Source organism: Methylorubrum suomiense (assembly GCF_022179765.1).
GTDB lineage: Bacteria > Pseudomonadota > Alphaproteobacteria > Rhizobiales > Beijerinckiaceae > Methylobacterium > Methylobacterium suomiense.
This window is the reverse complement of record NZ_BPRE01000004.1, coordinates 263,565-288,964: the sequence shown is the minus strand read 5'-3', so window position 1 is coordinate 288,964 and position 25,400 is coordinate 263,565. Positions and strand designations below refer to the sequence as shown.

The 25,400-nt window shown below is 68.6% G+C and carries 21 protein-coding genes and 2 pseudogenes; 15 read left to right on the top strand and 8 right to left on the bottom strand.

The annotated features are described in order from the left end of the window. Nucleotides 1-4 precede the first annotated feature (4 nt). Complete coding sequence (locus tag MFF26_RS08510) at nucleotides 5-700, bottom strand: YoaK family protein (protein ID WP_012455875.1); 696 nt, start codon at nucleotides 698-700, stop codon at nucleotides 5-7. A gap of 278 nt (nucleotides 701-978) precedes the next feature. Between MFF26_RS08510 and MFF26_RS08505 the strand changes: the two genes are divergently transcribed. Beyond that, entirely contained in the window at nucleotides 979-1,242 is a 264-nt protein-coding gene (locus MFF26_RS08505) for a hypothetical protein (protein ID WP_003596834.1), read from the top strand. A 223-nt stretch (nucleotides 1,243-1,465) separates the two neighbouring features. On the opposite strand, the gene MFF26_RS08500 is transcribed toward MFF26_RS08505, so the two are convergent. Next, on the bottom strand, nucleotides 1,466-1,693 hold the full coding sequence (locus MFF26_RS08500) for a hypothetical protein (RefSeq protein WP_003596837.1): 228 nt from the start codon (nucleotides 1,691-1,693) through the stop codon (nucleotides 1,466-1,468). Between the two features lie 654 nt (nucleotides 1,694-2,347). On the opposite strand from MFF26_RS08500, the gene MFF26_RS08495 reads away from it, so the two are divergent. The 6 genes from MFF26_RS08495 to MFF26_RS08470 are packed head-to-tail and all read left to right on the top strand — an operon-like array spanning nucleotide 2,348 to nucleotide 9,077. Next, entirely contained in the window at nucleotides 2,348-3,721 is a 1,374-nt protein-coding gene (locus tag MFF26_RS08495; RefSeq protein ID WP_003596839.1) for an efflux RND transporter periplasmic adaptor subunit, read from the top strand. 11 nt (nucleotides 3,722-3,732) lie between these two features. After that, nucleotides 3,733-6,981: an efflux RND transporter permease subunit gene (locus MFF26_RS08490; RefSeq protein ID WP_003596840.1), complete on the top strand. Its 3,249-nt coding sequence runs from the start codon at nucleotides 3,733-3,735 to the stop codon at nucleotides 6,979-6,981. Nucleotides 6,982-6,986: 5 nt separating this feature from the next. After that, nucleotides 6,987-7,340: a hypothetical protein gene (locus MFF26_RS08485; protein WP_003596841.1), complete on the top strand. Its 354-nt coding sequence runs from the start codon at nucleotides 6,987-6,989 to the stop codon at nucleotides 7,338-7,340. Nucleotides 7,341-7,367: 27 nt separating this feature from the next. Next, the gene (locus MFF26_RS08480) at nucleotides 7,368-7,910 is read left to right on the top strand and encodes a hypothetical protein (protein ID WP_003596842.1); all 543 of its coding nucleotides are present in this window, start codon (nucleotides 7,368-7,370) and stop codon (nucleotides 7,908-7,910) included. A 42-nt stretch (nucleotides 7,911-7,952) separates the two neighbouring features. Continuing rightward, entirely contained in the window at nucleotides 7,953-8,894 is a 942-nt protein-coding gene (locus MFF26_RS08475; RefSeq protein ID WP_003596846.1) for a cation diffusion facilitator family transporter, read from the top strand. Between the two features lie 12 nt (nucleotides 8,895-8,906). Beyond that, a complete protein-coding gene (locus tag MFF26_RS08470; protein ID WP_003596848.1) occupies nucleotides 8,907-9,077 on the top strand; it encodes a hypothetical protein in 171 nt (56 codons plus the stop codon). 66 nt (nucleotides 9,078-9,143) lie between these two features. Here MFF26_RS08470 and MFF26_RS08465 read toward each other — a convergent pair whose 3' ends face one another. The 3 genes from MFF26_RS08465 to MFF26_RS08455 are packed head-to-tail and all read right to left on the bottom strand — an operon-like array spanning nucleotide 9,144 to nucleotide 14,509. Continuing rightward, on the bottom strand, nucleotides 9,144-9,509 hold the full coding sequence (locus MFF26_RS08465; RefSeq protein WP_003596849.1) for a hypothetical protein: 366 nt from the start codon (nucleotides 9,507-9,509) through the stop codon (nucleotides 9,144-9,146). Nucleotides 9,510-9,541: 32 nt separating this feature from the next. Beyond that, nucleotides 9,542-12,769: an efflux RND transporter permease subunit gene (locus tag MFF26_RS08460; RefSeq protein WP_166060449.1), complete on the bottom strand. Its 3,228-nt coding sequence runs from the start codon at nucleotides 12,767-12,769 to the stop codon at nucleotides 9,542-9,544. Nucleotides 12,770-12,781: 12 nt separating this feature from the next. Next, nucleotides 12,782-14,509: an efflux RND transporter periplasmic adaptor subunit gene (locus tag MFF26_RS08455; protein ID WP_166060450.1), complete on the bottom strand. Its 1,728-nt coding sequence runs from the start codon at nucleotides 14,507-14,509 to the stop codon at nucleotides 12,782-12,784. An 892-nt stretch (nucleotides 14,510-15,401) separates the two neighbouring features. Between MFF26_RS08455 and MFF26_RS08450 the strand changes: the two genes are divergently transcribed. Further along, nucleotides 15,402-16,913, top strand: a complete 1,512-nt coding sequence (locus tag MFF26_RS08450) for a T6SS phospholipase effector Tle1-like catalytic domain-containing protein (RefSeq protein WP_166273455.1) — start codon at nucleotides 15,402-15,404, stop codon at nucleotides 16,911-16,913. On the opposite strand, the pseudogene MFF26_RS08445 reads toward MFF26_RS08450, so the two are convergent. After that, nucleotides 16,886-17,268 (bottom strand): annotated as a pseudogene (locus MFF26_RS08445) (IS3 family transposase); the annotation flags it as partial. The gene MFF26_RS08450 and the pseudogene MFF26_RS08445 sit on opposite strands and share 28 nt — an antisense overlap. A 100-nt stretch (nucleotides 17,269-17,368) precedes the next feature. Here MFF26_RS08445 and MFF26_RS26710 point away from each other — a divergent pair. The 6 genes and pseudogenes from MFF26_RS26710 to MFF26_RS08420 all read left to right on the top strand — a co-directional run. Beyond that, nucleotides 17,369-17,521, top strand: a pseudogene (locus MFF26_RS26710) (response regulator); the annotation flags it as partial. Between the two features lie 183 nt (nucleotides 17,522-17,704). Further along, complete coding sequence (locus MFF26_RS08440) at nucleotides 17,705-18,115, top strand: hypothetical protein (protein ID WP_166060452.1); 411 nt, start codon at nucleotides 17,705-17,707, stop codon at nucleotides 18,113-18,115. 81 nt (nucleotides 18,116-18,196) lie between these two features. After that, entirely contained in the window at nucleotides 18,197-18,607 is a 411-nt protein-coding gene (locus MFF26_RS08435; RefSeq protein ID WP_096486602.1) for a FixH family protein, read from the top strand. After that, nucleotides 18,604-20,085, top strand: a complete 1,482-nt coding sequence (locus MFF26_RS08430) for an efflux RND transporter periplasmic adaptor subunit (protein WP_166060454.1) — start codon at nucleotides 18,604-18,606, stop codon at nucleotides 20,083-20,085. The genes MFF26_RS08435 and MFF26_RS08430 overlap by 4 nt, the downstream gene beginning before the upstream one ends. Further along, complete coding sequence (locus MFF26_RS08425; RefSeq protein ID WP_238307885.1) at nucleotides 20,082-23,255, top strand: efflux RND transporter permease subunit; 3,174 nt, start codon at nucleotides 20,082-20,084, stop codon at nucleotides 23,253-23,255. The genes MFF26_RS08430 and MFF26_RS08425 overlap by 4 nt, the downstream gene beginning before the upstream one ends. Nucleotides 23,256-23,274: 19 nt before the next feature. Next, the gene (locus tag MFF26_RS08420) at nucleotides 23,275-23,751 is read left to right on the top strand and encodes a DUF411 domain-containing protein (protein ID WP_238307884.1); all 477 of its coding nucleotides are present in this window, start codon (nucleotides 23,275-23,277) and stop codon (nucleotides 23,749-23,751) included. A gap of 93 nt (nucleotides 23,752-23,844) precedes the next feature. Here MFF26_RS08420 and MFF26_RS08415 read toward each other — a convergent pair whose 3' ends face one another. Beyond that, nucleotides 23,845-24,504: an NYN domain-containing protein gene (locus tag MFF26_RS08415; protein ID WP_238307883.1), complete on the bottom strand. Its 660-nt coding sequence runs from the start codon at nucleotides 24,502-24,504 to the stop codon at nucleotides 23,845-23,847. 272 nt (nucleotides 24,505-24,776) lie between these two features. Between MFF26_RS08415 and MFF26_RS08410 the strand changes: the two genes are divergently transcribed. Continuing rightward, nucleotides 24,777-24,965, top strand: a complete 189-nt coding sequence (locus MFF26_RS08410) for a hypothetical protein (protein WP_238307882.1) — start codon at nucleotides 24,777-24,779, stop codon at nucleotides 24,963-24,965. 18 nt (nucleotides 24,966-24,983) lie between these two features. Here the strand turns inward: MFF26_RS08410 and MFF26_RS08405 are convergent, their stop codons facing one another. Further along, nucleotides 24,984-25,385 carry a MerR family transcriptional regulator gene (locus MFF26_RS08405; protein WP_007557643.1) on the bottom strand — a complete coding sequence of 134 codons (402 nt, stop codon included), beginning with the start codon at nucleotides 25,383-25,385 and terminating at the stop codon, nucleotides 24,984-24,986. Nucleotides 25,386-25,400: the final 15 nt, after the last annotated feature.

Genomic DNA, 25,400 nt, shown 5'->3' with positions numbered 1-25,400 from the left:
CGGCCTACCGGGCGGTCGCCGGTGCGTCGGGGTGCGCGTCCGGCTGCGCCGACCGCTCGTTCGAGACATAGCCGCTCCCAGGCAGTGCCACCGTGAGGATGATGCCTGCGACAGCCAGCGACGCGGACAGGGCCGCCGGAACGAGGAAGGCATCGGGACCAAGGGCCTTCTGGATGAAGCCGCCGGCGACCGCGCCAAGCGTCAGGCCCGCCCAAAGCGGTGCCTGGAGCCAGAACGACGGCGCGGGCTTGTGCAGGACCATGTTCGCCAAACCGGTCCCGAAACGTACGACGGTTCCGGTGACGTAGGTCAGGGCGAGGCTCCGCCCGGCCTCATCCTGCAGCGTCGCATTCAGCATGCCGAGGGCAAGGACGACGGGATAGGCATGAAGAGGAAACGCATCGGAAGCTTCCGGCAGGAGGTTGCCGATGGACAGCAGGACGGCCTGCGCGCCGAGCAGGACCGAAAGACGCCACCGCCCAGCCCAAGCCGCAACAAGGGTGCCGGCGAACGCACCGAAGCAGAACAGCGCGATGGTGCTGCCGAACCTGGTGACGCCCGACCAATCGAAGGAACTGGCCGCGACGCCGAACCGGGTCGTGTTCCCACTCATGAACGACATGAACAGTTGAGAGTGTTCCAGGAAGCCTATCGAGTCGGCCGAACCCGCCAGGAATGCCAGCGCGACGGCCAGGGGCACGCGGGTCTCGGGTCTCGACGGGAAAGATCTGTCCACTTGGCCACCTGTCGCTGCCGCGTCGGATCTCGCCGGGGTCGCGTTCGACCCGGCGTCCGGTCCTGCGGGGAGCCGGTAGGGATACGTCGACCCCATGGCCGAGGCTTTGCTCGACCTTGACGAAGTGTGTCGGCACGCGCGCCTGACACACTTCGTCACGAACGCGGCGAACGGCAGTCAAACGGGTCGGCTATCTCCACTCCTCAAGCGGCCGATGTGGCCGATGGAAGGGATACAGATCGATGAAGCGTACGCTTGCCGCCGTTCTCACCGCCGCGATGCTGGCCGGAGCGGCCACGCCCGCCCTCGCGGTCGACGGGCACGGCAACGCCTCCAATCCGGAGCGCAGCGTCCCGAACTCGGGCGACGTCTCCGGCGGACCCGCCCACCGTGACGATCCGCGGGTGCGGGAGGCGCAGGAGAAAGGCCCGGACGGCAAGCCCGCGCACCGCGAAGGCGACGGCCACGCGCACGGGCACAGCCAGGATAAGCCCGGCAAGAAGTAAGCTTCCCACGAGGTGACACGATGAGCGGGAGACGCGCGATGCGATTGCTGCCCCTGCTCGTCGTCTTCGCGCTCCTGGCAACGGGCCTCGGCTACGCGCTCGCGGCGTCCCCTTGCCCGGACGACTTTTCACGGTGCGATACAGCCCCCTCACGCATCGTGGAAACGCCCGCCTCGACGCAAGTCGGGGCGGGCGTCCGCCTTGGTTCGGTCGACCGAAACGTTCAGTCGTCGAACTCGCGGTGATCGTGGCGCTCAAAGCCGTGGCGGTTCTCGTCCCGGTCGTCGTGATGATGGCGACGAACCTCCACGTGGTCGTGGTCGCCGTGATGGTGGCGGCGCACCTCCTCATGATGGTGGGGAGGTGGTCCGTAGCCGTAATGTTGGGCCGACGCGGTCATGGGGACCGATGCGAGGGCAGCGGTCGTCAGGGTGATCAAGCGACGTTTCATGGACGAAAATTCCTTGCTGGTCGCACAAGGCTCTGCCGACGGCTTTGAACGGGGCGTGAAGCGACCATTCAGTATCCTCCGACCAGGGAAGCCTTCACCACAACGGGCGACCGCAGCTTGCGACACAGCCTCGGAATCGCAGATAAGGACGGTGATGACTTCGGCGCGGCGCCATATGAGCTTCGGAGCGATGACGGGGTGGTGGGCAACCGCCGCCCTCGCGCTCGTCCTGGCGCTGGCCATCGCGATGCCCGGCGCCGGTCTCATGGACGACCTTGTCTCTCACCAGGGCCGTCAAGGCCATGACAGGAGCGAACTCTCGCTCGTCCCGCATACGGTGTCTGGCCTGGATCATGCCTCCGACCCCGGGTCAGCCGACCACGTCCATTGCGGTTGCCACGTCGCCTTGAGCACGACCGTCGCCGGCGATGCCCCGCTCCCCGACGGAACGCGCCCCTCCTACGCCAGATTGTCCGAGAGGATGCCCTCGGTCTCTCCCGACCGCCTGCCAAGGCCGCCGCGCGCCTGAGGTGACGCCGCGAAGGCGGCGCGTCACGAACCCGGGTCCGACCGACCCGAGCCGTCTCCTCACGTCACCGACCGCGATTGTCCGGCATGTCCGTCATCGGCTTCCGGCACGCCCGAGCAGGCATCATGCGCATCATCCTGACCGCCCTCATCCTGGCCGTCGGCGTCCTCGTGGGCGCTGCGGTTCCCGCCGTCTCCGGCTTCGTCCAGGGGCTGTTGATATCGGCTGGCCTGCCGCCGACCGTCTTCAACCTCGCCAGCGGCCCCACCGCCGCGAATTCCGCCGAGGCTTCCCCCGGCGAGGCGGGCCACGCCGCGGGCGACGGACACGGTCACGGTCACGGCAAGCCGGCCAGTAAGCCCGGGGCCGAGCAGACCCAAGGCGAGCATGACCACTCCGAGGCCGAAGGCGAGGAAGGTCATGTCAAAATGACCGCCGAGCAGATCGAGAACCAGGACATCAAGGTGGCCAAAGCCGAGGGCGCCATGCTGTCTCGCCATATCCTGGTGCCCGGTACGATCACGCCCGACACCGACCGGATCGCGCGGGTCCCTGCCCGGGTCGTCGGCACCGTCGCCGAGATGCGCAAGCGCCTGGGCGACGCCGTCAAGAAGGACGAGGTCGTTGCCGTCCTGGATAGCCGCGAGGTCGCGGACTCCAAGAGCGAGTACCTCACCGCCTCGGTGAAGGCCGACCTGGAGAAGACCAATTTCGAACGGCAGCAGGCGCTCTGGGACAAGCGGATCTCGGCCGAGAGCGCCTTCTTGAATGCCAAGGCGGTCTATTCCGAGGCGACGCTGCGCCAGGATCTGGCGCGGCAGAAGCTGTCGGCGCTGGGGCTCGACGCGACGGCGGTGGCCAAGCTGGCCAAGCGCGACGAGACCACCCCGAACCTGTCGAGCCTGCGCCAGTACGAACTGCGCTCGCCGATGTCGGGGCGCATCGTCGAGCGAAAGGTCGACGTCGGCACCGCGGTGGGCAAGGAAGGCGACCCTTCCGACCTCTACACCGTCGCCGACCTCTCAACGGTGTGGATCGAACTTGCCGTTCCGACCTCGGAACTCGCCAAGGTCAAGGAAGGCGCGTCCGTCACGGTCGCGCCGGGCCAGGAGGGCGGCGTGCAGCACGAGAAGGGCAAGGTCGTCTTCGTCAGTCCTTTCCTCACCGCCGACACGCGTGCCGCCAAGGTCATCGTCGCCCTGCCGAACAAGGACATGGCCTGGCGTCCGGGCACCTACGTCACCGCCGAGGTCGAGATCTCGCGGGATGCCGTTCCGGTGAGCGTGCCCAAGGCGGCCCTCCAGACCGTCGAGGGCAAGCGCGTCGTCTTCGTCCGCACAGACGAGGGCTTCGAGAAGCGCGAGGTCGAACTCGGGCGCTCCGACGACGACGCCTACGAGGTCGCCTCGGGTCTCAAGCCCGGCGAGGCCATCGCCGTCGGCAACACCTTCCTCCTCAAGGCCGAGCTCGGAAAGAGCGAAGCCGACCACGCGCATTGAGGGGACGGGCCATGATTTCGAAGATCCTCGACTTCTCCGTCCACCAGCGCTGGCTCGTGCTGCTGCTGTCGCTGCTGGCGGCCGGATTCGGTGGCTATGCCGTGACCAAGCTGCCCATCGACGCCGTCCCGGACATCACCAACAACCAGGTCCAGATCAACACGACCGCGCCCTCGCTCTCGCCCGTCGACATCGAGAAGCAGGTCACCTACCCGGTCGAGACCGCGCTCGCGGGCATCAAGGGGCTGGAATACACCCGCTCGCTCTCGCGCAACGGCTTCTCGCAGGTCACCGCCGTCTTCGCGGAGAAGCTCGACATCTACTTCGCGCGCCAGCAGGTCGCCGAACGCCTCTCGCAGGTGAAGCAGGACCTGCCGCCCGGCGCCGAGCCCGCCATGGGCCCGATCTCGACCGGCCTGGGCGAGATCTACATGTGGTCGATCCACTACGCCAAGCCGGGCGAGCGCCAGGTCTCGGCCGCGGGTAAGCCCGGTTGGCAGCCGGACGGCAGCTACCTGACGCCGGAAGGTCAGAGCCTCAGGACGGAACTGGAGCAGACCGCCTACCTGCGCACGGTCCAGGACTGGATCATCCGCCCACAGATCAAGACGGTCCCGGGGGTCGCCGGCATCGACGGCATCGGCGGCTTCGAGAAGCAGTACCACGTCCAGCCGGACCCAACGAAGCTCGCCGCCCGCGACCTGTCCTTCGGTGACGTCGCCCGCGCCCTGGAGACGAACAACGCCAACCAGGGCGCCCGCTACCTGGAGGACAACGGCGAGGGCTACGTCGTTCGCGCCGCCGGGCGCCTGGAGAGCATGGACGAGATCGGCGACGTGGTCGTCGCCACCCGTGCCGGCGTCCCGGTGCGCATCCGGGACATCGCCGAGGTCCGCATCGGAAAGGACTTGCGCACCGGCTCCGGCAGCGAGAACGGCCAGGAGGTCGTGATCGGCACGGCCCTGATGTTGATCGGAGACAACAGCCGTAAGGTCGCCGCCGCGGTCGACGCACGCATGGAGCAGATCCGCAAGTCGCTGCCGCCGGGGGTCGAGGTGCAGACCGTCCTCGACCGTACCCGCCTCGTCGAAGCCACCATCAAGACCGTGGCCAAGAACCTGTCCGAGGGCGCCGCCCTCGTCATCGTCATCCTGTTCCTGCTGCTCGGCAACATCCGCGCGGCCATCATCACGGCGCTCGTCATCCCGGTCGCCATGCTGATGACCATGACCGGGATGGTCGAGGCGAAGATCTCGGCCAACCTGATGAGCCTCGGCGCGCTCGACTTCGGCCTGATCGTCGACGGGGCGGTCATCATCACCGAGAACGCCCTGCGGCACCTCGCCGAGAAGCAGCACGAACTCGGGCGGAGCCTCGACACCGAGGAGCGCCTGCAGACGGTGCGGGCCTCGGCCGAGGAGATGATCAAGCCCTCCCTCTACGGGCAGGCCATCATCATCCTGGTCTACGTCCCGCTCCTGACCTTCACCGGGGTGGAGGGCAAGATGTTCGAGCCGATGGCGCTGACAGTCATCATCGCGCTCGTGGCCGCCTTCGTCCTCTCGCTGACTTTCGTGCCCGCCCTGATTTCCATCGTCATCACCGGCAAGGTCACCGAGGAAGACAACTTCATCATCCGTGCGTTCAAGGCAGCCTACCGCCCGGTGCTGGCCGCTGCGGTCCGCGCGCCCGTCGCCTTCGTCGTCGGAGCGCTCCTGCTCCTCGTCGGTGCGGGAATCCTCTCCACACGCCTGGGCACCGAGTTCATCCCGCAGCTCGACGAGAAAAGCATCGCGCTCAACGCCACACGCATCCCCTCGACCTCGCTGACCCAGTCCCAAGCGATGCAGCTGAAGGTCGAGCAGGCCGTGTCAAAATTCCCGCAGGTTGCCTACGTCTTCTCGAAAACCGGCACGGCGGAGGTCGCATCGGACCCGATGCCGCCGAACTCGTCGGACACTTTCGTCATCCTGAAGCCTCAGGAGGAATGGCCCGACCCGAGCCTGTCCAAGGCGGACCTGCAGGAGCAGATCGAGAAGGCGGTCGGCGAACTCGCCGGCAACGTCTACGAGTTCTCCCAGCCGATCCAGCTGCGTTTCAACGAGCTCTTGGCCGGCACCCGCGGCGACCTCGCCGTGAAGGTGTTCGGCGAGGAGTTCGAGCCGATGCTCAAGGCGGCCAATCAGGTCGCCCAGGTGCTGCGCGGCATCACCGGGGCCGAGGACGTCAAGGTCGAGCAGACCGCCGGCCTGCCGTTCCTGGAAATCAAGATCAACAAGGCCGAGGCCGCCCGCTACGGGCTCAGCGTCGGCGCCATCCAGGAGGTCATCGGCGCGGCCATCGGCGGCAAGGATGCCGGCGTGGTGTTCGAGGGCGACCGGCGCTTCCCCATCGTCGTGCGCCTGAACGACAAGGTGCGCGAGGACCGCGAGGCATTGGAGAACATCCCGGTGCCGCTTCCTCCGGGGCTGAACGGACGGGCGAGTTCGGTCCTGCTCAAGCAGGTGGCGTCGTTCTCGGTGACCGAGGGGCCGAACCAGATCTCGCGCGAGAACGGCAAGCGTCGGGTCGTGGTGACGGCCAACGTGCGCGGCCGCGACATCGGCTCGCTGGTGGCGGAGGCGCAAGGAAAGGTCGCCGCACAGGTCCAGCTTCCGTCCGGTTACTACGTCACCTGGGGTGGCCAGTTCGAGAACCTCGCCTCCGCCAAGCAACGTCTCATGATCGTGGTGCCGGTCTGCTTCTTCCTCATCTTCCTGCTGCTCTACTCGGCGCTGGGCTCGCCCCGGGACGCCCTGCTGGTGTTCAGCGCGGTGCCCCTGGCCCTGACCGGCGGCATCGCGGCGCTGTGGCTGCGGGGCATGCCCATCTCGGTGCCGGCGGCGGTCGGGTTCATCGCGCTCTCGGGCGTGGCGGTGCTGAACGGCCTCGTGATGCTGACCTTCATCAAGCAACTCGTCGCCGAGGGACGGCCCAAGCGCGAGGCCATCCTCGAAGGCGCCATGATCCGGCTGCGGCCGGTGGCGATGACGGCGCTCGTCGCCTCGCTCGGCTTCGTGCCGATGGCCATCGCCACGGAAACCGGCGCCGAGATCCAGCGGCCGCTCGCGACCGTGGTCATCGGTGGCCTGATCAGCGCCACCTTGCTGACCTTGGTCGTCCTGCCGGCCCTGTACGCGCGCTTCGGCAGGGTCGAGACCACGGCAGCGGCTGAGCGCCCGGCGCCGTCGGTTCCTCGCCAACTCAAGGCGGCGGAGTAGCCCCGATGGGAAGGGTCCGGTCGGGCATGCTCGTGTGGTTCGGCTTGACCATGGCCGTTCAGGCCGAGCCGACCAAGATCGTCGGCATCGGTGCCGCCTCCTGTGCCCGGTTCGGCGCGGATGCCGCGGCGCAGCCAGCCATGGAGCGCGACTACTTCGCCTGGGCGCAGGGGTTCATGAGCGGCGCGCTGATCCGGGCGCCGGACGGGGTCGACGAGGGCTTGGACCTCGCGCCGCCCTCCATGCCCTTGGCCGCCCAGGCGGACTTCCTACGCACGTTCTGCGCGGCCAATCCGGCCACCGATTACTCGGACGCGGTTCGTGCCCTCTACCACCGACTGCGTGGACCCGCGTCCTAGGAACCGGGTCCGACGGGAGACCGAGCGATGAGGTGGCACCTGCGCGTCCTTCACGCGGCCGCATTCGCGGTCGTCCCGGCCCTCGCCGCCGATGCGGGCGAGGCGCCGTTCGGCCTTGCGTGGGGACCGCTCTCCGAAGTGCCCCGTCCGCTGAAGGTCGACCGCGAGGCGAACTTGACGGCCCTGTACTACCCGCAGGGTTGGCGGCCGGCCACGGGACCCGGGACGGCCGAGGTCATCCTGGTGATCTGCCGGACCGAGGGGCTGCAGCAGGTGGTCTGGGTCGGCGTGCCACTCTCCGGCGACGACCTCGCGAAAGCGCGTCGGGCCATCCACGACGAAGGCGTTCGCCGTTACGGCGAACCCGAGCCGGGACCGACGGCGGATGCGGAACTCTGGCCCGGTGGGCAGGCGCTGCTGGCCAGCCGCGAAACCGCGGACGGACGGCGCGAACTCGTCATGACGACGTTCGGCCCCGGATACCAGGCCTGTTCCGGGACGCACCACGTCGAGGCCGGGCATCCGGCTGGCGCACACGTGGCCGACCTGATCGGCGGAATCGCGCCCTGAAACCCGCGGTCGGACACATCATCGCAAACCTGGGATCGGCATATGGGACACGGACACGCACACGGCGGCGGCCATGGGCATTCGCACGGCGGCGGCATTCCCTCGGGCTCGGCTGCGGCCCGCAACAAGGGACGCCTCGCCTGGGCGCTCGGGCTGACCTTGACCTACATGTTCGCCGAGGTCGTCGGCGGCCTGCTCACCGGCAGCCTCGCGCTCCTGGCGGATGCCGCGCACATGGTCACGGACGCCGGCGGCCTCGCCCTGGCGTTGCTCGCCATTCACTACGCGGCCAAGGCGCCGACGGCGGGCAAGAGCTTCGGGTATATGCGCTTCGAGATCCTCGCGGCGCTCGCCAACGCCGTCGTGCTGCTCGGGGTCACCGCCTACATCCTCTACGAGGCCTATCGGCGCTTCGTGGAGCCGACCGAGATCCTCGGCTGGCCGATGATGCTGGTGGCGCTGGTTGGGCTGGGCGTGAACCTCGCCAGCATGAAGCTGCTGTCGGGCGGCTCGTCCGAGAGCCTCAACGTGAAGGGCGCCTACTTCGAAGTCTTTTCGGACATGCTGGGCTCGGTCGGCGTCATCCTCGCGGCCCTCGTGGTGATGGGCACGGGCTGGACCTGGGTCGATCCTCTCATCGGCGCCGGCATAGGCCTGTTCATCGTACCCCGGACCTGGCGACTGCTGAGCGAAGCCCTTCACATCCTGTTGGAGGGCACGCCTCCCGGCGTGGACCTCGCCGCCCTGAAGACCGAGATCGAGGCGATGCCGGGGGTGCGCCGCGCCTACGACCTGCATGCCTGGACGTTGACGTCGGGCTTCGACGCGATGAGCGGGCACGTGGTGGTCGACGACGTCGCCGGCGGGCCGGCGGTGATCCGTGCCGTGCGGGGCCTAATGAAGGAGCGGCACGGCATCGAGCACGTCACCGTCCAGGTCGAGGACGAGGCACTCTCCGCGGAGTTCCCGCACCTTCCCGTCTGAGGCGGCGCGGCCATGGTAGGCAAGAAGCTGGCCCGGGAAATCGAGAGATGGGAGTCCAAGCCGCGCGGCAGGCGTCGTGCCCGTCCGCACGTCAGAAGGCGGGCGGGACGCGACCTCGTCAAGGTGCTGGCGGTGTGCTTCCTGCTCCTGGGCTTCCTGGTGCTCCTGGGCCATTTGTCCTGACCCGGAGGTAGCCGGGCCGAGGCGGCCTGCGCGGAAGGAACCGCACGGGCCGCCCCACCGACGGCCCTACTGCTTCTCGAACCGCGCCTGGATGTTGTGCCCGTGCATCTTCGCGGACAGCACGACCTTCGCTCCCGCCGCCAGCGGGGCCTTAAGGTCGGCCATGAGCTTGTTCGGCGCCCCCGGCTTCAGGGTCAGCGTCTCCGTCTTGCCTCCGACCTGCACGAATGCCTTGGCCGAGAGGCCGGCGGTCTCGACCGGCTTGCCGTCCTCACCGGTCACGAAGAAGGTGATGCCGGTCTCGGTCGCGACGAACTCGACGGGATGTCCATCGGCGACCGTCGTCTGGCCGCCGTTCGGGCCGGCGGCGAGGCAGGGCGACGCGAGGGCGATGGCGACGGCAACGACGGCGAGGCGGAAGGGGGAGCGCATGACGATGTCCTTTCTCGGGGGTCGGGAAGGTCTCAGAACGCCTCGACGGGCGAACTTCTCGGTGCCTCGGGTGAAGCCTCGGGGCGGTGACGGGCCTCGTCCCGCAGCCGCTCCAGGGGCTTGCGGCCGAAGGTCAGGAACAGCACCGGGGTCAGCACGGTGTCGAGCAGCGTCGCACTGATCAGGCCGCCGAAGATCGTCACCGCCACGGGGTGCAGGATCTCCTTGCCCGGCGCGTCGGCGCCGATCATCAGCGGCACCAGGGCGACGCCCGCCGAGAGCGCCGTCATCAGGACCGGCGCCAGCCGCTCCAAGCTGCCGCGGATGACGAGGTCGCGCCCGAACGGCATGCCCTCGTGGATCGCCAGGTTCAGGTAGTGGCTGATCTTGAGGATGCCGTTGCGGGTGGCGATGCCGGTCAGCGTGATGAAGCCGATCATCGAGGCGACCGAGAGTGGCTGCCCGGCTATCCAAAGGGCGGCCACCGAGCCGATCAGGGCGAGCGGGATGCTGCCTAGGATGATCAGCGTGAAGACGACCGAGCGGTAACGGGAGTAGAGCAGCGCGAAGACCAGGGCGAGGGAGAGCAGCGACAGCAGGCCGATGGTCCGGCTCGCCTCTGCCTGGGCCTGGAAAGAGCCCTCCAGGCTCGTGGCGTACCCGTTGGGCAAGTTCGCCGCGGCGACCTTCTCCTGGATGGCCTGGACGATCTTTCCCATGTCGGAGCCGGGTTGGGTGTTGGCCTGCACGACGATGCGGCGCCGGGCGTTCTCGCGCAGGATCTGGTTCGGCCCGTCGGTCTCGCGGATGTCGGCGATCTGGCGGGCCGGCACCCAGCCGGACGGGGTCTCGATGAGGAGGTCGCCGAGGCGCTGGGTCGTGCGCATCGTGTCGGAGAGGCGCATCACCACGTCGAAGCGGCGGTAGCCGTCCACCACCCGCGAGACCACCTGCCCGTTCGACAGGCGGCTCAACTGCTCGACCAGGGCCGCGGGTTGGACGCCGTAGAGGGCCGCGCGGGCATAGTCGACGCGAATTTCCAACTGGGGGATGAGCACCTGCTTCTCGACCTGGAGGTCGGCGAGGCCGGGGATGTCCGAGAGCCGCGCCCTCGTGTCCTCGGCGAGCGCGCGCAGGGTGTCGAGATCCTCGCCGAAGATCTTGAGCGCGATCTCGGCGCGCACGCCCGAGAGCATGTGGTCGAGCCGGTGCGAGATCGGCTGGCCGACGTTGACGCTGACGGGCAGCACCGCGAGGCGCCCGCGGATGTCGGTGACGAGTTCGGGCTTGGGTCGCGACCCCGGCTTCAGGTCGATCTCAAGGTCGGAGGAGTGGACGCCTTCCGCGTGCTCGTCGAGCTCGGCCCGGCCGGTGCGGCGACCGATGGACTTCACGTCCTGCATCTCCAGGAGCAGCCGTTCCGCCACCAGTCCGATCCGGTTGCTCTCGGCCAGCGAGATGCCGGGGTTGAAGGTCATGTTGACCGTGAACGAGCCCTCGTTGAACGGCGGCAGGAAGGTGCGTGGCAGGAAGGTCGCCGCGAGCCCGGCCGCCGCCACCGCCAGACCGGCGACCGCCATGACCGGCCGGCCATGCCCGAGCAGGCCGCGCAGCAGGGCGGCGTTCCCGCGCTTAAGCCACTTGAGGAATCGGCTGTCATGCTCCTCCAGTCGCTTGAGGCCCGGCAGCAGGTAGTAGGCCAGCACCGGCGTCAGGGTGATGGAGACGAGGAGGCTCGCCAGGATCGAGACGATGTAGGCCTGACCCAGCGGGGCGAAGAGCCGGCCCTCGATGCCCGACAGGGCGAAGAGCGGCACGAACACCAGCACGATCACCATAGTGGCGTAGACGATGCCGGAGCGCACCTCGTTCGAGGCCTCTACCACGACTGTGAAGACGCTTTTGGGGTTACCCGCTTTACGGTTCTCGCCGAGTCTCCGAAAAATGTTTTCGACGTCGACCACCGCGTCGTCGACGAGTTCGCCGATGGCGATGGCGAGGCCGCCAAGGGTCATCGTATTGATCGACAGCCCGGCGAGGTGGAACACGACCGCGGTCGCCAGGATCGAGACCGGGATCGCCGTGAGCGAGATCGCGGTGGTGCGCACGTTCAAGAGGAAGGCGAACAGCACCACCGCGACGACGACGACGGCCTCCATCAGCACCGTCTCGACGTTGCGTATCGAGGTCTCGATGAAGTTCGCCTGCCGGAAGATGAGCTGGTCGGCGCGCACGCCGCGAAAGGCGCAGGCCTCGCCGACGGGTTCGGCCACGGACGGACCCGTCCGATCCGAGCTGCCCTTGCCCGCGTCGGGGCCGCAGGCGTTCAGGCTGGCGGTGATCTCCGCGAGGGCCGCCTCGACCTCGCGGGTGAGCCGCACCGTGTCGACGCCCGGCTGCTTCTCGACCGAGACCACGACCGCGGGCGCGCCCATGTAACCGGCATCACCCCGCTTCACCCGGGCCGCGAAGGAGACCTCGGCCACCTGCCGCAGGTAGATCGGTCGGCCGTTGACGGTGGCGACGACCATGTTGCGCAGGTCGTCGAGGCTCATGCTCCGGCCGAGGTTCCGGATCAGGTACTCGCGGGCGTACTGGTCGGTGAAGCCGCCGCCGGTGTTGGTGCCGAACTGAGCCAGCGCCGTCTCCAGTTGGCCGTGGGTGACGCCGAGCGCCCGCAGGGCCGTCGGCTGGGGCGCGACGCGGAACTGGCGCACCTCGCCGCCCATCGGGATCACCTGGGCGACGCCGGGGATCGAGAGCAGGCGTGGTCGGATGGTGAAGTCGGCGAGTTCCCGCAATTGCATCGGCGAGACCGTGCCGCCGTTGAGGGCGACCATCACGATCTGGCCCATGATCGAGGAGACCGGACCCATCATCGGGTTGACGTTTGGGGGTAGTTGCGGGCGCACCATCGCGAGGCGCTCGGCGACCTGCTGGCGGTTGCGGTAGATGTCGGTGCCCCAGTCGAACTCGACGTAGATCACCGAGAGGCCGACGCCGGACACGGAACGCACCCGGGTCACGCCCGGCAGGCCGTTCATCTGCGTCTCGACCGGGAACGTGACGAGCTGCTCGACCTCCTGGGGGGCGAGTCCCTCGGCCTCGGTCATGATCGTCACCGTCGGCCGATTGAGGTCCGGGAATACGTCGACCGGAAGCTTGGTCGCGGTGAAGGCACCGTAGATGACGAGCACCGCGGCGAGCGCCAGTACGAGGAGGCGGTTGCGCAGGGATTGCGTGACGAGGAGCGTGAACACGGGTTGGCCTCCTCAGCGGACCTGGTTGAGGAGTTCGGCGCCTTGGGTCACGATCCGCTTGCCCGCGGCGAGCCCGGAGACGACCAGAACCTGCCCCGCATCGAGCGGCTCGACCCGCACCTCGCGGGGCTCGAAGCGCTCCGGCGCGGTGTGCTCATAGACGATGCTTTGGCCGTTGCCGCCACGCACCACGCTCATGCGCGGAAGCGCCAACCCCTTCTGCTGTGCGTCGGTTGCGGCCAGCACGGTGACGAACTGCCCGGTCCGCAATTCCGACGGCGCGCCTTCGACGGCGAAGTGCATCGGCACGGCTTGGCTGCGGTCGGCGAGCCCTGCGCCCATGTAGGCGAGGCGCAGCATGCGACCGTCGGCAAGGCGGGCGGTGGCGTGCTGGCCGCCGGTGAGGGCGTCGAAGCTCAGCGCCTCGACCCAGAGGCGGGTCGGGTCGACGATCTGGAACACCTGCACGCCGGGGCTCGCCATCTGCCCGGCCACGGCGGTCGCCTCGGCGATCACGCCGTCGACCGGCGCCTTGAGTGCTTCGGGCTGCTGGCGGATTGTGTCGAGGGCGGCGCGGCGGTCGAGCAGACCCTTCAGCTCGGCCTGGGCGTCCTCCAGTTGCACCTGCGATACGGCGCCGCCCGGTGCGAGCTTGCGGTAACGTTCGACCCGTCGCTCGGTGACTGCGATCTGCTGGTCGAGTTCGCCCTGGCGTTGGCGCATGTCGGAGGCGTCGACCGCCTGCACCGGCGGCGTGACGTAGGCCAGCACCTCGCCCTTGCGCACCCGCGTGCCGAGCCGCGGGAAGATCCCGGATTCCGGCGGCGAGAGCCGGCCGCCGACCGAGGACTGCACGACCCCGCTGGCACTCGGATCGGGCACGATGCGCCCCGGCAGCTCGACGGTGCGGCGCATGATGTCGGAGGATGTCACCACCGTGCGCACGGCCAGTACCCTCTGGGTGGGCTTGGGCACGAAGATCGACCCGTCCGGTTGACGTCGCGCCAAGTCCTGTCCCCCCGGCGCCGGGGCGGCCATGATGGTGGTTTGCGATCCGGGGGCACTCCCGTGACCGTGCCCCTCGCCCGCGAAGGCGCGCGGCGCGAACGCGAGGGCGACGATGAGGGCGACGAGGGCAGTGGCCGGCAAGTAACGGCGCCCCTTCATCAGGAGCGTGACCGCGATGCCGAGAAGGAAGCCGGTGCCGCCGATGGCCAGCGGCAGCGGGTCGGCCTCCTTCAGGTGGCGCTGAAAGTCGTGGGCCGCGGCGAGGCCGGATGCCCACGCGGAGACACCCGCCTCAGACTTCGGCGGCGGTGCCTCCCGCACCGTCAACGTAACCGGAAACATGTCGGTTGAGCCTGCCGCGGTCACGGTGAAGAGCACCTCGTGCTCGCCGGGGTGCAGGCTCCAATGTGCATCGACCGCGTAGCTGCCGTCCGGCATGGGCGAGGCGGTGACGGAGCCGTCCGGCGTCTCGGCTCGGACGACGGCGTCCGTCACAGGCTCGTTGGTGCCCACACGGTCGAGGAACACGGCCAAGCGGCCGCTTCGGACGATGGCGACCAATTCGAGCGCGTCGGTGCTCGACGTACTGCGCGGCGCTGTAGCCGCCGCCGGAGCCTGCGCCTCGTTGCCGTGGTCGTGCCCCTCATGGGCGACGGCGAGCGTCGGCGCACCGGCCCAGAGGCCAAACGCCAGGAGAGCCGTCCGCAGGGCGGAGGCGTAGAGAACACGCATGGGATGATCGAGCCTTCGCGTAAAGGAGGCTGGCGGCTGTCGTTCACGGACAGCCGCTCAGGGCGCGCGTTGGAGCGCGGACCTCAGGCGAAGGTTCGAGGGGGTTTAGGAAGCGTCTCAGGAACCACGCTGTCGAACGTGACTTTGCGGACGCCAGCCAACGTTCGCTCGGGCTTCCAGGCAACCACGACGGTCAAGCAGTCCCAGCGCGCGAACGACGCTGGGCAGCAAAGGCCGCAAGGACCAGCCACCGACTCTTCGGCGCTTCGGTCGGCATGGCCCACCATGTCGTCAACCTGACCTGGCCCTCCAGTCACTTGGTACCCGACCGAGACGGACGTGTCGTGTCCGACGTGAAGCTCCCCCGCGTGCGAGTGTCCAGCACCCGCCACCGAAAAGGCGGCAAGCGACACGATCTGGAAGACCGTGAGCAACGAACGCCAAAAGGACCGGGTGGCCGACATGATACGGGGTGCATAGCACATCCACGCGGGCAGACCATGAGCTTTTTGGCGCTCAACGAGTGGCGCCCCGACGAAAGTCCTTGGATGTATCCGCCCCAACCGTTCGGTCCGGTGAGCGAGGTTCAAATCCGGGCACCGGCGGGGCCGGCCGCCGGTAGGGGGTTAGGTCCCGGCCGCCATTCCGGCCGCCTTAGTGTCAGGGGTGAGGTTGTTCGCGTGCAGGGCGCGACTTCGCCCGCCGGGCTTCCTGCTCGGAGGCCATGGCCTCCGTCACCGCGTACACTCTGGTTTCAGATTGGGAACAAACAAAGAACCTAGCGGTTGCGACTCTCGAAGCTGGGCTTAACGGGTCTGACTGGGCGTCGGACGCGATCCAGCCTCGCAAGATGGGTTCCATTCCAGGACCATCCCGGCTGCAGGAGGGGGGCGTGGCCAAGAACATCGTGGTCTTCTCGGATGGCACCGGCCAGGAAGGTGGCCTCCGCGAGGAACAGCGCCTCAGCAACGTCTACAAGCTCTACCGCGTCTGCCGGGTCGGGCCGGACAGCGGCATTGACCCGCGCGAGCAGGTCGCCTTCTACGACGCCGGCCTCGGCACGGACGGCTCGGCCCCGGGTTTCGTCGGTGCCTACCGCCGACTGCAGAAGCTGCTGTCCTCGGTGACCGGCCTGGGCATCACGAAGAACATCGCCGACTGCTACGAGTTCGTCATCAACCACTACGAGCCCGGCGACCGCATCTACCTGATCGGCTTCAGCCGAGGGGCCTACACGGCCCGTTGCGTGGCCAACGTTCTGTTCCTGTGCGGCGTCCCGACGAAAGTGCCGGGCGGAGACCTTCCACGCTTCCGCAAGGCGACGCGGGACATCGCGGATGAGGCGGTGATCAAGGTCTATGAGTACGGCGCGGGTTCACCGCGGGGCGGCGACTACGAGAAGGACCGGTTCGAGTTGGCGAGGCGATTCCGGCGCAAGTACAGGTCGGGTGACGACCTTTCCTCGAACGTGGCACCGCACTTCATCGGCGTGTTCGACACCGTCGCCTCGCTCGGCGCGACCGGACCCAAGTGGTGGGGCATCGCGGCCGGCCTGACGATCCTGGCCGTGCTGGTTGCAGCCGTGCCCGCCGTCCTGTCCGACCTAGCGTTCGGCACCGGCTACTGGCGCCCGTTCCTGGCCACCCTCTCGCTCACTGCGGCGTTCGTCCTCTGGCGTTGGCTGCCGACAGCGGTCAAGACCATCACCGACTCACCGGTGAACGGGAAGGCGCGCTGGCACATCGCGCAATGGCGCTCCGGGAACTACGACCAACTGCTGAGCGGCCATGTCGGCTATGCCCGGCATGCCCTCTCCATCGACGAGACCCGCGCCGACTTCCCGCGGGTCAGGTGGGGCAGCCGGGACGGGGTGCGGAAAAAGGTCCAGGGCGAGCCTGATCCGCTCATCCAGATGTGGTTCGCCGGCAACCACTCCGACATCGGCGGCAGCTACCCCGAAGCCGAGAGCCGGCTGTCCGACGTCGCCTTGCAGTGGATGGTGGAGCAGGCCACCAAGATCCCGGATCCGCTTCGGGTCGACGGGATGGTGTCCGGAGAGCCCGGTACCGGCCGGCTGCACCTGCATCCGGCGTCCGATGGTATGCAGCACTGCGAGGTCGCCGGCATGCACGACTCCATCGCCGGCATCCTTCCCCGCTGGCTGTCCCGTCGCATGGGATGGCTGGGATGGCCGGTGAAGGTCCGGGAGATCCCGGAGGATGCCCTGGTCCACCCGAGCGTCAGGGAAAGATTCGATCTGGCCGAGGTGACCCAATGTGATGGGAAAGGTCCCTATAGGCCGTTGGCGTTGGCGAACCACCGGGACTTCCGGACCGCTTATGCGCCGGGCTCGCCAAACCCAGGGGCAGCGAAATCCGGATACCTCATGCCTCGTCGTCCATAGCCCCGCTCATGCATTTCTTTGAGCAGGCGGTTCTCCAGAACGAGGTCGGCCACGACCTCCTTCAGCGCGCCCGCCTCGCGGCGCAGGTCCTTGACCTCATCCGCAGTTGCGGCACGGGCGTGTCGCCGGCAAGCCGCCGCTTGCCAGTTTCCAGGAACTCCATGGACCGGCCGTAGTACATTGACGAGACGATGCTCTCGCGCCGACACAGTCCGGCGATGCTGTCCTCACCGCGCAGGCCCTCCAGCACGATGCGGATCTTCTCCTCCGCCGATAACTGCCGGCGCGTGGCCCGGCGGATGTCCTTGAGCACGGTCTCTGCCGGCTTTTTCACCAGCCTGGATGACTGTTTCATCTTCGCTCCTGGGGCTACGATGAACCAGCCATCCTCCGTTCGTGCAGGGGCCTCAATCCGTCTCACGAGCGCTGACGGCGGACACATGGACAATGTGGGTCGTGTCTCCCGGCCCGACCTGAAGGTGCCGTTCACCACCGGCTACGCCGCGAATTAGATTCTCGAAAACAAGCATCTCGTACCGGGCATGGCGGTCTTGACCAAGCCATTCGCCGTCGACACGATGGCCGCCCGCATCCGCTCCATGATCTAGCCATCTAACGCAGAGCCGATCGGGCGACGCATAGTCCCCTAGGGCGTGATTCTCGACGACCGTAAGGCAGGCTACCCTCACAGGGTTGACCTTCCCATCGTGGAAAGCCTTATCCGGGCCAACTGCTACGTGCGGGAGGCCGGAAGGCTTTATGCTTACCCTAAAAACTGGCATCGTCGATTCGTGACGTTCTGGCTCGCCCTCTGGCGGCTGCTTCCGCTCCTGGCGGTTCTCAGCCTAGCCCTGACGCCGGTGACCGCCTCCGCGGCCGCCGCGGGCATGCACGCGTTCGCGACGGTTCAGGCCCGCGGCTCGCACGAGCCGATGCCCGCCATGGACCATGCCGGCATGGACATGGGCGGCATGAACATGGACGACATGCCCTGCTGCCCGCCGGAGAAGGCGGACAAGCCGGACTGCGCCAAGTCGGGCTGCCCGTTGATGGCGCTCTGCCTCGCCAGCGTCGCCTCTCTGCTGCCGATCGCGATCACCATCGCGGCGCCAAGCGCGACGCGTGCGGCACCGGCTTGGCCCGACACGGCGTCCTTCGCCAGCCTGCACGGGCCACCGCTACCCGAGCCACCCCGAGCCTGAACCCGATGCCGCCGGCGCTCGCGCCGGCACGGTGACACGCATCCGCGCGTCGCCATCCATCGTGTTCAGGAGATGAGATCCGTGACCAAGAACCCCTTCGCGCGCGCCGTGCCGGCCGCGCTGCTCGGCGCCGCACTGTCGGTGTCGACGTTCGCCCCGCCCGCCTTGGCAGACATCAAGGATTACCGCTTCGAACTCCTGCAGCAGGAGGCGAAGGTCGGCGAGGCCGTCATCGCCGTCCGGCTCGTCGACCAGCGGAACGGCAAGCCGGTGACCGACGCCGTGGTCTTCGCCAAGCGCCTCGACATGGCCCCCGACGCCATGGAGGAGATGGCCACCAAGGTGGAGCAGGTCCCCTCGACCGAGCCCGGCGTCTACCGCTTCAAGGCCAAGCTCTCGATGCAGGGCCGCTGGCGCCTGTCGCTGGCCGCCAAGATCCAAGGCGAGACCGGCACGGTCGAGGACAGGCTGGTCCTTCAGGCCGCGAGATGACCCGCCAGGCATGGTTCGCCGGCACCCTCGCCGCGCTCGCGGCGGGGGGCCTCGGCTACTGGGCCGGACAGCAGGACGGTCCCGTGCCGGCGCTGGTCGAGCGGGCCCGGCACGGCGTCGCCCGCTTGCTGCCCGCCGCGCAGGCGCCGGCTCCGTCCAAGCCCGCGTCCGGACCGGTGGTCTACTACCGGGACCCGGACGGGAAGCCCGCCTACTCGGCGTCGCCGATGGTGACGGCGGACGGCCGGGAGTTCCGGGCCGTCCGCGCCAGCGAGGACGTGCGCTTCGACGACGAGGACGGCGAGTCTATGCCCGCGGACATGGCCGGGCACGACGCGGAGCCGGTCGAGGCGGCCAAGCCCGGCGGCGACGCCCGGCGCGTCCTCTACTACCGGAACCCGATGGGGCTGCCGGACACCTCGCCGGTGTCGAAGAAGGACTCGATGGGAATGGACTACATCCCCGTCTACGCGGGCGAGGACGAGGGCGGCGTCGTGACGGTCTCGCCGGGCAAGGTCCAGCGCACGGGCGTGCGGACCGAGCTCGCGGAGCGCCGCGTCCTGTCGGTTCTGGTGCGGGCGCCGGGCAGCGTCGAGGAGGACGAGCGCCGCGTCTCCGTCATCGCCATGCGCACGGACGCCTTCATCGAGAAGGTCGAGCCGGTCACCACGGGCGACCACGTCCGCAAGGGCCAGCCGTTGCTGCGCCTGTTCGCGCCCGAGATCAACGCGGTCGCGGCCCAGTACCTGACCTCCATCGGCTACGAGGGCGGCCGTCGGCGCCTGGAGAACCTCGCCATCCCGCCGGAGGTCATCGACGAGATCGAGCGAACCCATAAGGTGCCACCCTCCATCACATGGTTCGCGCCCCGGGACGGCGTCGTGGTCGAGCGCAACGTCTCGGACGGGATGAAGGCCAAGTCCGGCGACGTCCTGTTCCGCATCGTCGACCACACTCGTGTCTGGGTGCTAGCCGACGTGACCGAGCGCGACTTGGCCGGGGTAGCGGAGGGGCAGAGGGCGACGGTCCGGGCGCGGGCCTTCCCGGACCGGACCTTCAGCGGGACGGTGACCCGGATCTACCCCCACCTCAACATGGAGACCCGAACCGCCCGGCTACGTATCGAGTTGCCGAACCCCGACGGCGCCCTGCGCCCGTCGATGTACGCGGACGTCGAGATCGCGACAGGCGACGCCAAGCCAGTGGTGGCGGTGCCCGACGACGCGGTCATCGACACCGGCGAGCGCCAGGTCGTGCTGCTCGACCACGGCGAGGGGCGCTTCGAGCCGAAGCCGGTGACGGTCGGCCTCCGCGGCCGGGGCTACGTCGAGATCCGCGAGGGGGTCACGGCCGGTGACCGCGTGGTTACCGCGGCGAACTTCCTGATCGACGCCGAGAGCAACCTGAAGGCGGCGCTGCAGGGCATGACCGCGCCCAAGGATGACCGGCAGGCGGCGAGCGCGGGAGGCACGCCGTGATCGCCCGCCTGATCGGCTGGTCGGCCCGCAACCTCGTCCTGGTGCTGATCGGGACCGTGTTCGCGGTGGCGACCGGCGTCCTGGCGCTCAAGACCCTGCCGCTCGACGCCATCCCCGACCTCTCGGACGTGCAGGCCATCGTCTACACCGAATACCCCGGGCAAAGTCCGACGACCGTCGAGGACGTCGTCACCTTCCCCCTCACGACCGCCATGCTGACGGTTCCGAAGGCGAAGGTGGTGCGCGGCTTCTCGTTCTTCGGGGTGTCCTTCGTCTACGTCATCTTTGAGGACGGCACCGACCCGTACTGGGCGCGCTCGCGCGTGCTGGAGTTCCTCAACGGTGCAGCGAGCCGCCTGCCGGTCGGCGTGACGCCGACCCTCGGACCCGACGCGACCGGTGTGGGCTGGGTCTACCAGTACGTCGTCGTCGCGAAGGAACGGACGCTCGCCGAGCTTCGGTCGCTGCAGGATTGGGTCATCCGGTTCGGGGCCTCGCGCGCGGAGGGCGTGGCCGAGGTCGCGGGCGTCGGCGGGTTCGTGAAGCAGTACAACGTCGTCGTGGACCCGAACCGGCTGCGCGCGCAGGGCATCAGCCTCAACAAGCTCCGGGACGCCATCCAGTCGAGCAACGCCGACGTCGGCGGGCGCACGGTCGAGCTGTCCGAGTTCGAGTTCATGGTGCGCGGGCGCGGTTACCTGAAGAGCGTCGCCGATATCGAGAACATCGTGCTCAAGACCGTGGGCGGCACGCCGCTGCGGCTCCGGGACGTCGCCCGGGTCGAGCTCGGGCCGGACGAGCGCCGCGGCATCACCGAGATGAACGGCGAGGGCGAGGTCGCCGGCGGCATCGTCCTGCAGCGCTTCGGCGCCAACGCACTCAACGTCATCGAGGGGGTGAAGGCGAAGCTCGCAGAGGTCGCGAAAAGCCTGCCGGCCGGCACCGAGATCCTGCCGGTCTACGACCGCTCGCAGCTCATCGACGCGGCCATCGACACCCTGCGCCACACGCTGGTCGAGGAGAGCATCGTCGTCTCTCTCGTCTGCATCGTGTTCCTGCTGCACGTGCGCAGCGCGCTCGTGGCCATCCTGATGCTGCCGGTCGGTATCCTGATGGCCTTCGCCGGCATGAGGGCGCTCGGAATTGGCGCCAACATCATGAGCCTGGGCGGCATCGCCATCGCGGTCGGCGCCATGGTCGACGCCGCCATCGTGATGATCGAGAACGCCCACAAGCACCTGGAGCGGGCGCCCCCGGGCAAGCCGCGGGTCGAGGTCCTCGTCGAGGCCGCTGCGGAGGTCGGGCCGTCCCTGTTCTTCTCGCTCCTCGTCATCACGGTGAGCTTCCTGCCGATCTTCACCCTGGAGAGCCAGGAGGGACGGCTGTTCGGGCCGCTCGCCTTCACCAAGACCTTCGCCATGGCGGCGGCGGCGCTCCTCTCGGTCACGCTGGTGCCAGCCCTGATGGTGCTGTTCGTGCGCGGGCGCATCGTCCCGGAGCACCGCAACCCGCTGAACCGGCTCCTGATCTGGCTGTACCGGCCTCTCATCGCCGGCGTTCTGCGAGCCCGACTCCTCACCATCCTGCTCGCCGTCGGCGTACTGGCCGCGACCGCTTGGCCGGCCCGGCAACTCGGATCCGAGTTCATGCCGGAGCTCGACGAAGGCACGCTGCTCTACATGCCGACGACCCTGCCGGGCATCTCGGTGACCAAGGCCGGCGAGCTCCTCGCCACCCAGGACCGCATCATCAAGAGCTTCCCCGAGGTGGCCTCGGTCTACGGCAAGGCTGGGCGCGCCAACACGGCCACCGACCCCGCGCCGATGGAGATGTTCGAGACGGTCATCGCCTTGAAGCCGAAGGCGGAGTGGCGCCCGGGCGTGACGCTCGCGAGCCTCAAGGCGGAGATGGACGCGGCCCTGCAGTTCCCGGGTGTGTCGAATGCCTGGACGCAGCCGATCCGCGCGCGCATCGACATGCTCTCGACGGGCATCCGCACCCCGGTGGGCGTGAAGGTGCTGGGCACCGACCTCAGGGCGATGGAGGGGGTCGCCCGCCAGGTGGAGACGGTGGTGCGGGCCGTGCCGGGCACGTCGAGCGCCTATGCCGAGCGGGTCATCGGGGGCTACTTCCTCGACATCACGCCGGACCGCGAAGCGCTCGGGCGCTACGGCCTGATGGTCGGGGACGTGCAGGACGTCGTCGCGACGGCCCTGGGTGGGCAGTCCGTGACGAACACGGTCGAGGGCCGCGAGCGCTACACCGTCAATGTGCGCTACCCGCGCGCCTTCCGCTCGGACCCAAGGGCCATCGCGACAGAGGTCCAGGTGCCGCTGCCGACCGGCGGCACGGTGCCGCTCGGTGAGGTGGCGAAGGTCGAGCTCACCCGAGGGCCGACCTTGATCCGCACCGAGAACGGGCATCTCGCGGTCTACCTCTTCGTCGACATCGCCGGGCGAGACCTCGGCGGCTACGTCGCCGAGGCGCGCAAGGCGGTGGCAGACGCGGTGCGGCTTCCCCAGGGCACGACCCTGCAGTGGAGCGGACAGTACGAGTACCTGGAGCGTGCGGAGGCGCGCCTCGCGGTCGTGGTGCCGCTGACGCTGCTGATCGTGTTCCTGCTGCTCTACCTGAACTTCCGGCGCCTGACCGAGACACTCATCGTGATGCTGTCGCTGCCTTTTGCCCTGGTCGGCGGGGTGTGGCTGCTCTGGTGGATGAGCTTCAACCTGTCGGTCGCTGTGGCGGTCGGCTTCATCGCCCTGGCCGGCGTCGCTGCCGAGACCGGGGTGATCATGCTGGTCTACCTCGACCACGCCCTCGACGAGGTCCGCGCCCAGTGCGAGCGCGAGGGACGCCCGCTCGCGCGCCCGGACCTGCGCCGGGCCATCATGGTCGGCGCGGTCGAGCGGGTCCGGCCCAAGATGATGACGGTCGTCGCCATCATGGCGGGCCTGCTGCCCATCCTCTGGAGTACCGGTTCAGGCTCCGAGGTCATGCAGCGCATCGCGGTGCCGATGATCGGCGGGATGGTCTCCTCGACTGCGCTGACCCTGGTGGTCATCCCGGCGGTCTACGCCCTGGTGAAGGGGCGGGGCCTACCCCCGGCCGGCGCGGTCCGCGAGGGGACGGATGGTGAGGCGATGCGGCTGCCGCAGGCGGCCGAGTGAGAGCGAACGGGAGATGACGATGAGGAGCGATGCGATGCCATCCAGACGTACCGTGCTCGTGGGTTTGGCGGTGGGGCTGGTGCTTGGACGGGGCGCCTTGGCGGAGGGGCCGCCGACGGTCGCGGTGACCAAGGACCCGAGCTGCGGCTGCTGCGAGAGATGGGTCACCCACCTGCGCGAGGCCGGCTTCACCGTCACCGTGACCGAGGGCCCGGTGAACCCGCTCAAGATCCGCCTGGGGGTGCCTCGCGAGCTTGCCTCCTGCCACACCGCCCAGGTCGGCGGCTACGTGATCGAGGGGCACGTCCCGGCCGGGGCGATCAAGCGGCTCCTCGCGGAGCGGCCCGAGGGAATGGGTCTGGCCGTGCCGGGCATGCCGGTCGGTTCGCCCGGCATGGAGGTCGAGGACATGCAGCCTGATACCTACGACGTCGTCCTGTTCGGGAAGGACGGTCGGTCGACGTTCGCGCGGTACCGCGGCGGGGAACTGGCCTGAGGCCACGGCGGATTCAGCGCTCGGGCATCGCCGCCGCCGGCGCGGCCGCCTTCGCCCCCGACTTGGGCGCGGGCTTCGGACGCTGATCCCACATCACGTAGCCGGCCGGCGGGTCGTACTCGTGCGGGCGCATGACGGAGGCCTGCCCCTCCGCGGTGACGAGCCCCGGGAACAGCGCCCTCTCGATATGCTCCCGGTAAGCGCGATCTTGTGCGGGGTGTGCGACAGGATGTGCTGCGAGTGGGTCCGGCCCGGGGGGCTGACGCTGACGAGCTTCTTGCCGGGAAAGCGCTTGGCGAACAGCTTGGCTGTCGCCGCCTGGTCCGTATCGGCGGTCAGGAGATATGCAGTATCCATGACATCCTGTACTACATCGTCATAGACGCTAAGCGCGAGATTGATGTCCGTCGCCTTCTCGGTCGGCTTCTGCCAAATGGAGCCGCAATCCCGGCACTTGGCATCTTCATGACTGAAGTGGCCAAGGACGGTCTCGACGCCGACCAGCTTGAGCGCCCGGACCAGGCGTTCATAGCGGATTTTCTTGCTGTGATCGCCCGGGTAATAGGCCGTGCAGAACACGACGCGGACGAGCTCCTCCGACTGGCGCGGGATGATCGACTCCCCCAGCTTCCAGAAGTTGCACCACTTCAGAAAGGGCTCTCCTAAATCATTGACGGAATGATACAAACTAAAGCCGTCGATGTAGAGTGCAGCCCGGATCCTGGATTTTCCCGCTTGACTATCCAGCTCCATGCACTCATATCCGATCCGTCAACGCTGAACGGTGCGCCGTCAGCAACCCATGGGCTCCGGCCCGTGTGAAGCCCACAGGTTCCAACCTGTGGGCTTCTTGGTTTCCGAGGCTGTTCTATTCTGAGTTCGCCTCGCGTGGTACTGTCTTTTTGTCTCTCGCGAGTTGACCGCGCCGGCCCTTCCGGCTTTGGCCGCCGGCATGGTATCCCCGGGCCTCGTAAGGTCGCGGTGGCAAGCCTGCGATGCTCGTCGGGCGGAACGGGGCGGTTCGCGTGGAACGCCATTCCTGGGGCCAGAGGAACGCGGGCCGCCGCCGTCGCATCAGGCCGCACGTCCGGACCGCCGCGCGCCGAGCCTTCGTCGCGATCACGGTCGCTGTCCTCGCCGTCGCGTGCTGCGGGTTCGCGGCCAAGGGGCTGTTCGCGAGCCGAGTGCTGATGACGCCCTACGTCGCTCGCTGACCCCCGCGCCCAGATCGCTCACGCGGGTTCACCCAACGGCGATAGCGCCTCGATGATGCGGCAGTCGGCGACCGACCCGCAGCCGCACTGGCCGATGACCTCGCGGAGTTCCGAGGCGAGCCGGGTCAGGTCGGCCAGCTTGCGCTCCACGTCGGCGAGATGGGCGCGGGCGATGGTGTCGACCTCGCCGCAGGAGCGATCCCGGTCGTCCGCCAAGGCGAGCAGGTCCCGGATCTGCTCCACGGTGAAGCCGAGGGCGCGACCGCGGCGGATGAAGCTCAGCCGGCGCAGGTGTTCGGGCCCGTAGAGCCGGTAGTTCCCGCTCGACCGCGCCGGCGGGGGCAGCAACCCGACCTTCTCGTACCACCGGACCGTTTCGACACGGGTCTGCGTGGCCTCCGCGAGGCTGCCGATGGTCATGGAAGAAGCGGTCCG